General features: G+C 43.7%; 12 protein-coding genes. 3 read left to right on the forward strand and 9 right to left on the reverse strand.

The window, feature by feature from the left end; translation table 11 throughout:
* Positions 1–181: 181 nt before the first annotated feature.
* Together murI and btuB are read right to left on the reverse strand one after the other, a co-directional pair.
* Positions 182–1045, reverse strand: a complete 864-nt coding sequence (gene murI / locus ABR397_RS00915; RefSeq protein ID WP_350304068.1) for a glutamate racemase — start codon at positions 1043–1045, stop codon at positions 182–184.
* The gene (gene btuB / locus ABR397_RS00920; RefSeq protein ID WP_350304069.1) at positions 990–2852 is read right to left on the reverse strand and encodes a TonB-dependent vitamin B12 receptor BtuB; all 1863 of its coding nucleotides are present in this window, start codon (positions 2850–2852) and stop codon (positions 990–992) included. Before btuB ends, murI begins: the two co-directional genes overlap by 56 nt.
* 188 nt (positions 2853–3040) lie before the next feature.
* Here btuB and trmA point away from each other — a divergent pair, with 188 nt between their 5' ends.
* Positions 3041–4144, forward strand: coding sequence for a tRNA (uridine(54)-C5)-methyltransferase TrmA (gene trmA, locus ABR397_RS00925; RefSeq protein ID WP_350304187.1), 1104 nt, complete (start codon positions 3041–3043; stop codon positions 4142–4144).
* 62 nt (positions 4145–4206) lie between these two features.
* Here trmA and ABR397_RS00930 read toward each other — a convergent pair whose 3' ends face one another.
* A complete protein-coding gene (locus ABR397_RS00930; RefSeq protein ID WP_350304188.1) occupies positions 4207–4578 on the reverse strand; it encodes a YijD family membrane protein in 372 nt (123 codons plus the stop codon).
* Positions 4579–4601: 23 nt separating this feature from the next.
* Positions 4602–5246, reverse strand: coding sequence for an HTH-type transcriptional repressor FabR (gene fabR, locus ABR397_RS00935; protein WP_350304070.1), 645 nt, complete (start codon positions 5244–5246; stop codon positions 4602–4604).
* A gap of 194 nt (positions 5247–5440) precedes the next feature.
* Here fabR and sthA point away from each other — a divergent pair, with 194 nt between their 5' ends.
* The gene (gene sthA / locus ABR397_RS00940; RefSeq protein ID WP_350304071.1) at positions 5441–6838 is read left to right on the forward strand and encodes a Si-specific NAD(P)(+) transhydrogenase; all 1398 of its coding nucleotides are present in this window, start codon (positions 5441–5443) and stop codon (positions 6836–6838) included.
* On the opposite strand, the gene oxyR is transcribed toward sthA, so the two are convergent.
* The 5 genes from oxyR to argC all read right to left on the reverse strand — a co-directional run bounded on the left by oxyR (position 6830) and on the right by argC (position 12490).
* Positions 6830–7735, reverse strand: coding sequence for a DNA-binding transcriptional regulator OxyR (gene oxyR / locus ABR397_RS00945; RefSeq protein ID WP_350304072.1), 906 nt, complete (start codon positions 7733–7735; stop codon positions 6830–6832). The two genes, sthA and oxyR, sit on opposite strands and share 9 nt — an antisense overlap.
* Positions 7736–7885: 150 nt before the next feature.
* Positions 7886–9265: an argininosuccinate lyase gene (gene argH / locus ABR397_RS00950; RefSeq protein WP_350304073.1), complete on the reverse strand. Its 1380-nt coding sequence runs from the start codon at positions 9263–9265 to the stop codon at positions 7886–7888.
* A gap of 149 nt (positions 9266–9414) precedes the next feature.
* Positions 9415–10629, reverse strand: a complete 1215-nt coding sequence (locus ABR397_RS00955; protein ID WP_350304074.1) for an argininosuccinate synthase — start codon at positions 10627–10629, stop codon at positions 9415–9417.
* A gap of 57 nt (positions 10630–10686) precedes the next feature.
* Positions 10687–11460, reverse strand: coding sequence for an acetylglutamate kinase (argB, locus tag ABR397_RS00960; RefSeq protein ID WP_350304075.1), 774 nt, complete (start codon positions 11458–11460; stop codon positions 10687–10689).
* Between the two features lie 25 nt (positions 11461–11485).
* Positions 11486–12490 carry an N-acetyl-gamma-glutamyl-phosphate reductase gene (gene argC / locus ABR397_RS00965; RefSeq protein ID WP_350304076.1) on the reverse strand — a complete coding sequence of 335 codons (1005 nt, stop codon included), beginning with the start codon at positions 12488–12490 and terminating at the stop codon, positions 11486–11488.
* 102 nt (positions 12491–12592) lie between these two features.
* On the opposite strand from argC, the gene argE reads away from it, so the two are divergent.
* A complete protein-coding gene (argE, locus tag ABR397_RS00970; protein ID WP_350304077.1) occupies positions 12593–13750 on the forward strand; it encodes an acetylornithine deacetylase in 1158 nt (385 codons plus the stop codon).
* The last annotated feature ends 225 nt before the right edge of the window (positions 13751–13975 follow it).

Genomic DNA, 13975 nt, shown 5'->3' on the forward strand with positions numbered 1-13975 from the left:
CTGCGTATACTACGCTTTTCGCCCGCAGAGTCAAGCGCTTATTTGCTTTGCTCTGCCTGGCCTCACACGCTTTGTCAGCGTTGTGTCGGTCAGTGGTGGCGCATTATAGGGTGTTCTTCGCCGCTGGCAATAATTATTTTGAAAAAAGTTAACGACTGCTGCTTATTACGCCAAATTTAACTTAAGTTATTAATTTTTCCAGTTTTGAGAATCCATATTCCTGCAAAACAGGGATTAATTCATCAGTATCAGCATTCATTTTTATACAATAAGCAAGGCTATCTGCTGAAGTACAAATAAGATTCTCCTGATGTTTAACCAACCAAGCTGTCCTTCGGGCAATAGCGGCACCGGAATCAACTAAGCGTGTACCATCAGGCAGTACCTGGACTAATTCTTCTGCCAATAGTGGAAAATGAGTACAACCCAATACCACTGTATCAGGTGGTTCTTTCATTCTGAGCCAAGGTTTCAGTATCTTTTTTAAAGCGTCGGAAGATACCTTATCACCATGCAGTTTAGCTTCGGCTAATTCTACCAACTCAGCAGAACCTATAGATTCAATTCTGCAATCTATCGCAAATCTTCCGATAAGTTCTTTTGTATAGGATCGGTTCACTGTTGCTCTCGTCGCCAGTAGCCCAACAATACCATTACGAGTTAACTTCGCTGCGGGTTTTATCGCTGGAACCACACCAACCACCGGGAAATAGAACCGTTCGCGCAAAGCTGGCAAACTGACGGTACTTGCGGTGTTACATGCAATAACGACTATTGCCAGAGAATGTTTTTGCTGAACAGCATCAACAATTTTAACGACTCGTCTAATAATAAATTCTTCCGATTTTTCACCATAAGGGAATGCTTCATTATCAAATACGTATATATAGTGGAGATCCGGCAATAATTGCCGGATCTCTTGGTAAACGGATAAACCACCAACACCCGAATCAAAAACTAAAACTGTCGGGCGGACAGGTTTATTCAAATCAGAAGTTATAGCTCCCAGTGAGGTAGTATTCACGTCCTGGAGTGCGATAGCCATAAACTGTCTCGTAATCTTTATCAAGCAGGTTGGCTATTCTACCACGAATTGTCAGATGAGCAGTGACCGGATATGAAACAGTTAAATCCCAAAAGCTAACTCCGCCTAATTTTACTTCTCGAGCAGGATATGTACTGTAATCTTTATCATAACGCCGCCCAAGATATTGATAGGTTAATCCCCAATCAAAATCATATAGCTGCCAGTCAAGTTGATATTTCACTTGCTGCTTCGCACGGCGAGTTAAAATCTCATTAGTTTCACCATTACGTGGATCGATATATTGCAATGTCAATAAATGCTGAAATATTCCAGTATCTATTGAACCAGTCCATTCAACGCCTTTAATTTTTGCTTTGCCAATATTGTAATAGCGACTATTTGTATAATCGATCAATTGTTCAATGTCATTACGATATACAGAAAGACGCCAATTCAACAAACCTGTTACGCCTTCTAAACCCCCTTCCCATTGTTTACTTTCTTCAGGTTTCAAATCTCGATTACCTCCCCAAGAACCATACATCTGGCTAAGAGTCGGCGCTTTAAACGCCGTACCATAAGAAGCAATCAAACGATAACCTTCAATAAACTCCCAGCCTACACTGGTTTGCCATGTAGTATTCCAGCCAGCTTCTGAATGTTTATCCGACCGAATCGCGCCTTCCAGGATAAAATCATTTAATTGCTGCTGTGCTGTCAGATATATCCCTGTATTACGTACTGTTTCACCCGTTGGAATATAACGTGTTCCAGCGTCAATTGACTGTTTTTGGAAGTCAACACCAGCACTCATCATTCCCTGATATAACTGAAAAGTATTTCCCCATTGCAAGTTATATTGTTCAGAATCACCAAGAGTCGCGGATTTGTCATAACGCCCATACTTAGGATCAAAGTTGTAGTCTTTTATATGACTATAACTTGCAATTAATTGAGACGAGTAAATCCCTTGGTTAAATTGGATCCCTACATCATAGTGACGGCTATAAAGTTCACGAGTATCTGGCCTGGCATATGGATAACTCCAGTTAATATCCGCATCATAAGATGTTCTATTGTCATAGCCATAAGCACGGGCAAATCCGCTGAATTGCTCATTAAATTTTTGATCAACTCCCAACCAGAGCATTTTACTCATAAAACCATCACGGTCAGGCTGCCTGAAACTACCGGTATTACCCGCAGCAACTACATCAAATCCTTTAGTATAGGTATAGCTAGCTGCTGCTATCAGTGAGGTGTTTTCAGCTAATCTTTGCTGGGTTGCGCCATCATAAATCTGGTAACCGTGTGAGCCAATACCTACATTTAGACTGGTTCCCGGTTTCTCTCTGTTCGTTATGATATTGATAACGCCGCCAATCGCATCAGAACCATAAACCGCAGAACGTGGCCCACGGATATATTCAATTTTCTGAATCAATGATACAGGTATTTGGCTTAAATCAGAGGAGCCACTGATACCAGCTTGATTTAGACGTATTCCATCCACCAGCACTAATATATGACTAGAGTTAGTACCACGGATAAACAGAGAACTTAACTGTCCAATGCCACCATGCAGCGCAATATCAACACCAGGCAAGCGGCGTAAAATATCGGCTACGCTATTTGACTGCCAACGCTCAATTTCATCTCGGGTTACAACGGCATGAGGAGCCAGTATGCTTGAAACAGGCTGTTTAAACCGACTGGCCGTAACAACCAATGAATCCTGCTGTTCTTCCGCAACAGCAACAGGATTCCAACCAGAGATCACTGCAACTGAAATTGAGGATAACAAAAACCGGTTTTTATTTATCATATAGAGAAAACCCCCAACAATGATTGTTAGAAGGCCCAACCTCCATGCTACGATGAAGGATCAAACCTGTTTAGAATATAATCATAGACAGGATTGTGAATGGAGTAATAAGAAAACTGGACATCCTTTGCTCTTTCCCTACAATTTCGCACGAAAATTTTTCTTACTACAGATATAAGAGAACAAACATAATGCAAAATCTCCTGCCAACGGAAAGCTATGAGCAACAACTTGCAGAGAAGATAAGCCGTTTAAAAAACATGATGGCGCCTTTCCAAACTCCGGAGCCAGAGGTTTTCCGCTCACCGGTATCTCATTACAGAATGCGGGCAGAATTCCGAATCTGGCATGAGCAGGATGATTTGTACCATATTATGTTTGATCAACAGACAAAACAGCGTATTCACATTGTACAATTTCCTGCCGCCAGTAAATTAATCAACAACATGATGGCAGTGTTAATTGACGCCATTAAATCCGAACAGATCCTGCGCCATAAGCTATTTCAGATTGATTATCTGTCCACTAGCAATAATAAAATCCTTGTTTCTCTGCTTTATCACAAAAAGCTAGGTGATGAATGGACACAACAGGCACTAAAGCTACGTGAAGAGTTAAGAAATAAAGGGTTTGACGTTGAGCTAATCGGCAGGGCAGCTAAAACCAAAATCGTATTGAACCATGATTACATTGATGAGGTTCTACCTATTGCAGGTCGGAATATGATCTATCGTCAGGTAGAAAACAGTTTCACCCAACCAAATGCCAGCGTCAATATTCACATGCTAGAATGGGCGATTGATATTACCAAAGGTTCACAAGGCGATTTACTTGAACTTTATTGCGGTAATGGCAACTTCTCTCTGGCGTTAGCTCAAAATTTTGAAAGAGTATTGGCGACAGAAATTGCCAAGCCATCCGTTGCTGCTGCTCAATACAATATCGCCGCCAATAATATTAATAATGTGCAAATTATCCGAATGTCGGCGGAAGAATTTACTCAAGCAATGAATGGCGAACGCGAATTCAATCGCCTTCAGGGAATAGATTTGAAAAGCTATCAATGTGAAACTATTTTTGTCGATCCACCACGTAGCGGCCTTGATGAAAAAACGGTTGAAATGGTCCAGGCATATCCCCGGGTTCTTTATATTTCCTGCAACCCGGAAACCCTTTGCCATAATCTGGAAACATTAACCCAAACGCATAAAATCAGCCGTCTGGCTCTGTTTGATCAATTCCCTTATACACACCATATGGAATGCGGCGTACTTCTGGAAAAATTAAACTGATCTTAACCAACATACAAAATAAAAACGCCGCAGATAGTTATCTCTCCGGCGTTTTTCATCAATTAATGGCTGTTTTCTGCAATGGCCTGGTTTTTACGGACTTTTATTTTTCTGTAAATCCAGAACACCAATACAGTCCCTATTACCGCGGGGAGGAAATTAGAACCCATTTCGGGATATTCCACCCTGATAATCGCACTATAACTAAATAATCCCAAGAGGAAGCAAGCGACAACCAGCTTAGGCACCCCATCAGGCATTGAGTGATTCAAATAGCGCTGGTGGAGACAATAAATTGATAGCACCAGTGTTATCAATGGGAAAACTGAAAAAGAAACAACTGAGCTAAAAACTGCTGAAAACGTTCCATTAGTTGCTAATCCGACAATAAAAGCGAGTAACAATGTACTTTTGTCCTGGCGGTATTGTTCCATCATTTCGTTCTCCTTCTTCATAGTTATTTAAGTTTAGGGTCCGGTGGATTTATTTCTCTGCGATACCAATAATATGCACCTTTAGCAATCATCCGTAGTTGTAAGACTAAACGTTCTTCCAAACGCTGTCTTTTCTCCAAATCAATATCCAATGCTTCTGCACCTGCACTGAATACTATTGTTACCATTGCCTCTGCCTGTACTTCAGTAAAATGTCTCGGCATACGGCTTTCCTGCTCTAAATAGTCTGCCAACTCAGCAATAAAATGTTGGATTTCCCGTGCGACAGCGGCACGGAATTCAGCAGAGGTACCTGAGCGTTCACGTAATAATAAGCGGAATGCATTTGGATTATTACCAATAAATTCCATAAAAGTTGAAACAGATGTACGGATGACACTGCCACCTTTAGCAATACGTTGCCGGGCTTGTCTCATTAACTGACGTAGCATCAAGCCACTCTCATCCACCATAGTCAACCCTAATTCATCAACATCACGGAAATGGCGATAAAATGAAGTTGGCGCAATACCTGCTTCACGAGCCACCTCACGCAAGCTAAGGCTGGTAAAACTCCGTTCAGCACTCAGTTGACTGAATGCCGCCTCAACCAGTGAGCGGCGGGTTCTTTCTTTCTGTTTCGCTCTGACGCCAGTAATGTTACTCACACGAATCCTGATATCTCTGCCTGAATATAGTGAAGAAATATACCAAATTTTATAATCATGCTCTTATCATGTCACTGATACGGATTTGTTTCATCATTTAAACTGTGACATAAAATCCTTATGACGATTGGGCTATTAACTCAACCAATGTTAATATGGCGTTGTAATTTTGTGTAAAAACAGGTCTTTCCTCTATGCAACATATTCATTTTGACGCCATTGTCATTGGCTCCGGCCCCGGTGGAGAAGGAGCAGCAATGGGATTGGTGAAACAGGGTAAAAGCGTTGCCGTTATCGAACGCTATAACAACGTCGGCGGTGGTTGTACTCACTGGGGTACTATCCCGTCCAAAGCCCTCCGCCACGCCGTCAGCCGTATTATCGAATTTAACCAAAACCCGCTGTACAGTGATAATTCCCGTATCCTTCGCTCTTCATTTGCTGAAATCTTACGTCGCGCTGAAATCGTCATTAATCAGCAAACTAAAATGCGCCAGGGATTTTATGAGCGCAATGGGTGCCGTATGTTTTCCGGGGAAGCAACATTTATTGATGACCACCGGGTGAGTGTGCGCTATGCCGATGATAACTACGATATCTTAAGTGCAGATAAAATTATTATCGCGACCGGCTCCCGTCCATATTGTCCGCCGGATGTTGATTTCACCCATTCCCGTATTTATAACAGCGATTCCATTCTGAAACTGGATCACGAACCACGGCATGTGATTATTTATGGCGCTGGGGTGATTGGTTGTGAATATGCGTCAATTTTCCGCGGATTAGGCGTAAAAGTTGATTTGATCAATACCCGTAACCACTTACTGGCTTTCCTTGATCAAGAGATGTCAGATGCCCTTTCCTACCATTTTTGGAATAGTGGTGTCGTGATCCGCCACAATGAAGAATATTCTAAAATTGAAGGTGTTGATGATGGTGTTATCGTTCACCTCAAATCCGGTAAAAAAGTCAAAGCCGACTGTCTGCTTTATGCTAACGGCCGAACAGGCAATACCGATACTCTTGGCCTGAAAAACATTGGTCTGGAAGCCGATGGCCGCGGGTTACTGAAAGTCAATAAGATCTATCAAACCAGCAACGAAAATATCTACGCTGTAGGAGATGTTATCGGTTATCCAAGCCTGGCATCCGCTGCTTATGATCAGGGCCGAATTGCCGCGCAATCAATGACTAAAGGAAGCGCCGAAGTTCATCTGATTGAAGATATTCCAACGGGTATCTATACCATTCCTGAAATAAGCTCTGTGGGTAAAACCGAACAACAATTAACAGCAATGAAAGTGCCTTATGAAGTTGGGCGCGCGCAGTTTAAACATCTTGCACGCGCACAAATTGCCGGGATGAATGTCGGAAGCTTGAAAATACTGTTCCACAGAGAAACCAAAGAGATTCTTGGTATTCACTGTTTCGGGGAGCGTGCCGCTGAAATCATTCATATCGGCCAGGCGATTATGGAACAAAAAGGTGAAAGTAATACTATCGAATATTTCGTCAATACTACCTTCAACTATCCAACTATGGCTGAAGCCTATCGTGTCGCGGCCCTGAATGGCCTGAACCGACTATTTTGATTGCCCGTAATAGCGCCCCATTTTAGCGCTGATAACCTCTGCCAGTTGCTCGTAGCGACTACGCAGAGGTGAACCAGGCCGATAAATCAAAATAACAGACCGCTTAGGTTCAGGGTTGCCACACCTCAGATAACAGACACCATCACGTTTTCTCTCCTGCGGAACGGCCAGATCAGGCAATAAAGTGATTCCATTACCGGCAGCAACCATATTACGCAGAGTTTCCAAACTGGTTGCACGGAAATGTGTATCTTCCTTCGCTCCAGCTTGAAAACAGAAACCCATGGCTTGATCACGTAAGCAATGACCATCCTCCAGCATCAGCAACTTCTCACCTGCCAATTCATCCATCGCAATTTTTTCTCTATCTGCCCAGGGATGGTCATCATAGATTGCCAGTTTCATTGATTCTTCAAATAACGGCACTTCGATGAAAGCTTCTGTCTCCTTAATCATCGCCAGAATCGCACAATCCAATTTGCCACTATCCAACTGGGATAACAAACTTTGCGTCTGAGCTTCATGCAGATACATTTCCAACTTAGGAAACAAACTATGAAGTTCAGGAATAATATGAGGCAACAAATATGGGCCAATTGTTGGGATCAAACCAATATGCAGAGGGCCAGACATATTTTCCCCCTGAAGTGATGCCATTTCCTGTAGGATCCTAACCTCACGGAGAACCGTTCTGGCCTGTTCCACTAATAACATCCCCTGTTGCGTGAACAAAACCTTACGACTGGTGCGTTCTAACAGCATGACACCCAGATCATCCTCAAGCTTACGAATTTGCCCGCTTAACGTAGGCTGGCTGACGTGGCATGAATCAGCAGCATGGCGAAAGTGCCGATGCTCCGCAAGAGCCACAAGATATTCCAGATCGCGGATATTCATTCCCACCTCAACATATTGAATATAAATGATAGAAACTACCAATAGATAATTATATCAATGTGAGGAGAAGACTATCAGATAATCCTTAAAAACTTATATGTAAAGATCTCATTTATTTTATAGGGGATATTAATACCCCCTAACGATAACTTACTTAAGCTTTAGTCTCTGTTTAGCATCTGTAATCGCTTTCATGACCTGTTTCCGCGATACACCACCTTTTGCAAGACGCTTATCCAGACAAGATTGCAGAGACAAAATATCATATACATCTTCTGTAATTGTGCTGCTAAATTTCTGCAACTCCTCCAATAACATCTCTTCCAGCGCCTTACCTTGAGCAAGCGCCATAATCACGGTTTCCCCGACAATATGGTGAGCCTCACGGAATGGAACGCCTTTTGCGACCAGATAATCAGCCAATTCCGTTGCGTTGGCATAACCCTGTTTAGCCGCTTCTTCACAACGTGAACGCCTGACTTGAATACCATCCAGTACCAACGCTGCCATATGCAAGCAATCGAGCCAAGTGTCCAGCGCATCAAACAACCCTTCTTTATCCTCCTGCATATCTTTATTATAGGCCAGCGGCAGGCCTTTCAGGGCCATCATCATACCGATCAATGAACCCTGCACCCGACCACATTTCCCACGGATTAGCTCCAGCGCATCCGGGTTTTTTTTCTGTGGCATCAGGGAAGAACCAGAAGTCACTCGATCTGACAGTTCAACAAAACCCGCTTCACCACTGTTAAAGAAAATCAGGTCTTCAGCAAAACGAGAAAGGTGGATCATGCTGATGCTGGCATCAGATAGCAATTCCAGCACATGGTCACGATCTGAAACGCTATCCAGACTGTTACAAGTCGCAGAAGCGAACCCCAGCCATGACGCCAACTGTTCGCGGTCAATATCATAAGCGGTTCCGGCCAATGCTCCGCATCCAAGCGGGCTGGTATCCAGCCGTCTCAACGTATCCTGTAACCGGCTTTCATCACGAGCCAACATTTCTACATAAGCCAGACACCAATGAGCAAATGTGACAGGCTGTGCTCTTTGCAGATGGGTATAACCCGGCATAATCGCATCCTGATTATTCTCTGCGGTAACAACCAATGCCTGCTGTAATGCCACAATTGCCTGATGAATATAGGTAATATGTTCTTTACACCAAAGTTTGAGGTCTGTTGCCACCTGATCATTACGGCTACGACCAGTATGAAGTTTCTTACCCAGATCACCGACTTTGCTGATCAACTGCCCTTCCACCCAACTATGAATATCTTCCGCATCACTTTGCAAGATGGCTTGTGGACTAGCTTGAACCTCACTCAGCAATTCATTTAATGCCATCTCCAGCTTTTGTTGCTCCTCTGCCGTCAGCACACCAACAGCCACCAACGCTTTCGACCATGCAACCGAACCTATAATGTCCTGCTCCGCTAGTCGGTAATCAAAGCGAAGTGAATCATTAAATTGTTTAAACCGTTGATCTGCCTGCTGACTGAAACGCCCACCCCAAAGTGCCATATTTTCATTCCTGATTATCTGATGTCTGAGTGATTGCCTTTTGTAAGCCATAACTGCATGCAGTTAAGTGGAGATAATGGACCAGAAAAGTCAATCCGGGAGACGGATTCACGATCTAGCCATTACCTCCGTTGCCACGAACGATGAAATTACTCTTTACTATTTAATGCCCGAATACGTGAAGAGAGAGAATACAGACGAATAAACCCTTCTGCATGACTGTGATCATAAACCTCATCTTCACCAAACGTTGCAAACGCTTCAGAATAAAGGCTGTTTGCCGATCTCTTCTGGATAGCCGTCACTTGGCCTTTATAGAGTTTCAGTACTACTTCACCACTGACATCCGCAGCCAACGTCTCAGCGGCTGCCTGAATAGACTGACGCAGCGGCGCGAACCAACGTCCGTCATAAACGACATAGGACATTTCCAGCCCAAGTTGCTGACGCCATTTAAAACTATCGCGGTCCAGCACCAGTTGTTCGACACCACGCAATGCGGCCATCATGATGGTTCCTCCCGGTGTTTCATAACAACCACGGGATTTCATTCCCACCAGCCGGTTTTCCACGATATCAATCCGGCCAATACCATGTTTTGCCCCCAACACATTCAGCGCTTCAAGACATTGATATGGCGACATCACCTCACCGTTAATCCCAACAACTTCACCTTTCTCAATAGTGATGTTCACCAGTTCAGCTTCATCTGGCGCTTCTTCTGGTTCCACTGTCCACACCCAACAATCTTTATTGGATGCATTCCAAGTGTTTTCCAGCACGCCACCTTCTGTAGAGATGTGCCATGCATTCTCATCACGACTGTAAATTTTCTCCAGTGTTGCCGTCGTTGGGATATCCCGTGCTTTCAGATAATCCAACAACGCTTCGCGGGAACGTAAATCCCATTCTCTCCACGGAGCCACTACTTTCAGATGAGGCGCTAACGCGGTATAAGTACTTTCAAACCGAACCTGATCGTTACCCTTACCTGTCGCGCCATGAGCAAGTGCGTCTGCCCCCACTTTCAGTGCCAGTTCAACCTGTGCTTTAGCAATAATTGGTCGCGCCATTGAAGTTCCCAGCAAATAGCTGCCTTCATACAAGGCACCGGTTTTCAGTACTGGATAAACATAATCTTTAATGAATTCCTCACGCAGATCCACAACGTGACATTCTGATGCGCCAGAACGCAAAGCTTTTTGTTCCACTCCTTCCAGATCTTCACGGCTTTGCCCCACATCGGCGACAAATGCAACAACTTCGCAGTTGTCGTAATGCTCTTTCAGCCAGGGAATAATGGCAGAAGTATCCAGACCACCAGAATAAGCGAGAACTATTTTTTTAATATCTTTAGTATGCATGAAGTTACCCTTTGAAATTCCGTTGTTGTTCATTGCCGAAAATTAATCAAACTTGATTTAAGCCAGAATACGAGTACCGATGGGAACACCGTTAAATAGGGCGGTCAGTTGATCCGCATGACGCCAACTGGCGATATCTATCGGGCGGCCTAATGTTTTAGCTGCATCCAAAGCTGCATTCACCTTCACGATCATGCCGTCAGTAATGATGCCCTGCACAATAAGTTGTTCAGCTTTCTGAGCGGTCATATCAGGGATCTTCTGCCCTTTACCATCCAAAATACCGCTAACATCAGAGAGCAATACCAGATCAGCCCCCAAAGTTTGAGCTATCGCCGTTGCCGCTTGATCAGCATTCACATTCATCAGCTCCCCTTTATCAGTTACACCAATCGAGCTAATAATGGGTATATAACCAGCATCCAGTAAAATTCTTAGCAACTTAGTATCACCCGGTATCGCTTTCCCCACATGCCCCAACTCTTCACTCAATTGGGAAACCGTGACCACATTACCATCTCCTAAATATAATCCAACTGATGCAAGCTGATACTTAGTCGCCCACGACAACAAAGTTTTATTAGCGATACCTGCCAATGCGCCGGTGATAATCCCTATCTGCTCAACGGGTGTTACCCGTAATCCTTGCTCCTTCACTACCGGCAGTTGCAGCTTCTGCATCAATTCATCTACCAGACAACCACCACCATGAACAATCACCAACTGGCGTTTATGTGTTTGCCGATATTCCTGTAATGCAGTAAACAAGCGTTCCAGTGCTTCTTCATTGTCCAGTAACACTCCACCTAACTTTATGACTAAAGGTTCCATCTGATTTACTCCCTCACGCCAATAATTAAAGTAATGCCTGGGTTTCTTCAAACCCAAAACGAATATTCATACACTGAACTGCCTGAGCTGCCGCGCCTTTCAAAAGATTATCCTCAGTACCCACAATAATCAGGTGATCACCCTGTACAACAAAACCAATATCACAAAATGGTAATCCAACAACCGATTTCAGAGCTGGCACCCCTTTGCTGTAGAGACGCACCAGAGGCTTATCTTTATATGCCTGTTGATAAACTTCACTTATCTGTTCTGCGGTAACACCCAACTTCAATTTACAGGTAATCGTGGCAAGAATACCCCGCGCAAAATTACCAAGATGCGGAGTAAAAATCACCCTGGTCCCCAGATGTTCCTCAATCTCTGGTAGGTGACGATGAGTAAATATCCCATAAGGTTGCAGGCTAACTTCGCAGAAACTGTTGGTCATACTGGCCTTCCGACCTGCACCACTCACGCCGCTGGTCGCATTAATCACCGGCCAGTGACCGGTATCCAACAAACCCTTTTCCAGTAGCGGCTTTAGCGCGAGTTGAGAAACCGTTGGATAACATCCCGGGACAGCAACCAACTGGGCCTGTTTAATTTCTTCAGTCTGCCATTCGGCAAGTCCATATACAGCTTGTGTTAACCATTGAGTATGCTTATGTTTGAATCCGTAGTATTGTTGATAAATCTGAGCATTTTGTACGCGATAGGCACCGGACAGATCGAACACAACGCAACCTGCTGCCAGAAATACCGGCGCAATGTCATGACTGACCTCATGGGCGGTGGCAAGGAAAACCACATCAATCCCTTTAGCAGCATCAGTAATGTCAGTCAACGGTTGCAGCGGTAGATCAACGATGCCTTTATACTGTAGATGTAAATCTGAGAAGCATTTATCTGCATCAACGCTTTGAGCAGAAACCATTAGCCTAATCAGATTTATATGTGGGTGACGATGCAGATATGCTGCCAGTTCTGCTCCGGTATAACCACTTGCACCAACAACCAGCGTATTCAACATGGGATATCTTTACCTTGTGCTCAGTATTTTAACGGGATAATGTATTTTTATTCAAAAAAAATGCATGAATATTGATACTATCATGAATAAAGGCTGTCAACAGTGAATATTAAATTACCTCCATTTATTGAGCTATTTCGGCAGTTAATCGCGACTCCCTCAATCAGCGCCACTGATATCAGTATCGATCAAAGTAATGAGTCTTTAATCAACCTGCTGGCAAGCTGGTTAAAGGAAATTGGTTTCGAGATTGAGATACAACCGGTACCCGAAGTCCGCGGGAAATATAATTTACTGGCGACTTTGGGGAGTGGTTCAGGTGGACTACTACTATGTGGGCATACCGATACCGTTCCTTTTGACGAAGGGCGCTGGACTCAAGACCCCTTCACCCTGACAGAACGTGATAACAAGCTATATGGTTTAGGTACGGCAGACATGAAAGGCTTTTTCGCCTTTATCATTGATGCCTTGCGGGATATTGATGTCAGTAAAATAACCCGTCCGCTGTACATTCTGGCTACCGCAGATGAAGAAACAACAATGGCAGGCGCCCGTTATTTTGCGGCAAGTACAACTATCCGACCGGATTTCGCAATTATCGGTGAGCCGACGGCATTGCGGCCTATCTATGCACACAAAGGGCATTTATCGAACGCTATTCGCATTGTCGGCCAGTCAGGGCATTCCAGTGATCCAGCCCACGGTGTCAATGCCATTGATTTAATGCATGAATCTATTGGTCATCTAATTGAATTACGAGACACGCTAAAAAAGCGTTACAACAATCCGGCATTTGCCATTCCGTACCCGACCATGAACTTCGGCTATATTCATGGCGGTGATGCGGTAAATCGGATTTGCGCACATTGTGAATTGCATATGGATATTCGCCCATTACCGGGGCTGACATTACAGGATCTGAATGGGCTGTTAAACGAGACCCTGGAACCAGTGAAACAACGTTGGCCTGGTCGTCTGACCATCAATGAATTACATCCACCCATTCCCGGTTATGAATGCCCAACAGACCACAAGATGGTTGATGTAATAGAAAAACTTTTGGGCCGCAAGGCTGAAACCGTGAATTACTGTACTGAAGCGCCATTTATTCAGGAATTATGCCCAACGTTGGTACTTGGCCCAGGTTCGATTGAACAGGCACATCAGCCGGATGAGTTTATTGATATATCATTTATTGAACCTACCAGAAAGATAATCTCTCAGTTAATAGATCATTTTTGTCTAAGCAATAATTAATTGTTTTAATTTATCCCCCCAAAAATCAGGGGGGACTCAAGCATCAGAACAAGAAACAAACCTTTCCCAGTCGCTTTGCACATAAACACAGTGCAGATAATAAGTAAAACTTATAGAAAACAACCCAGTATTAAATTTTAGAAATTTCGCCCAAACTGATTATTTTCTGATATGAATATGAGGGCTTAGGGTAAATTCAACACTGTGGCGCCACAAAAAATAACT

Origin of the sequence: Photorhabdus viridis, assembly GCF_040256935.1 — a bacterium.
GTDB classification, from domain to species: Bacteria; Pseudomonadota; Gammaproteobacteria; order Enterobacterales; family Enterobacteriaceae; genus Photorhabdus; species Photorhabdus viridis.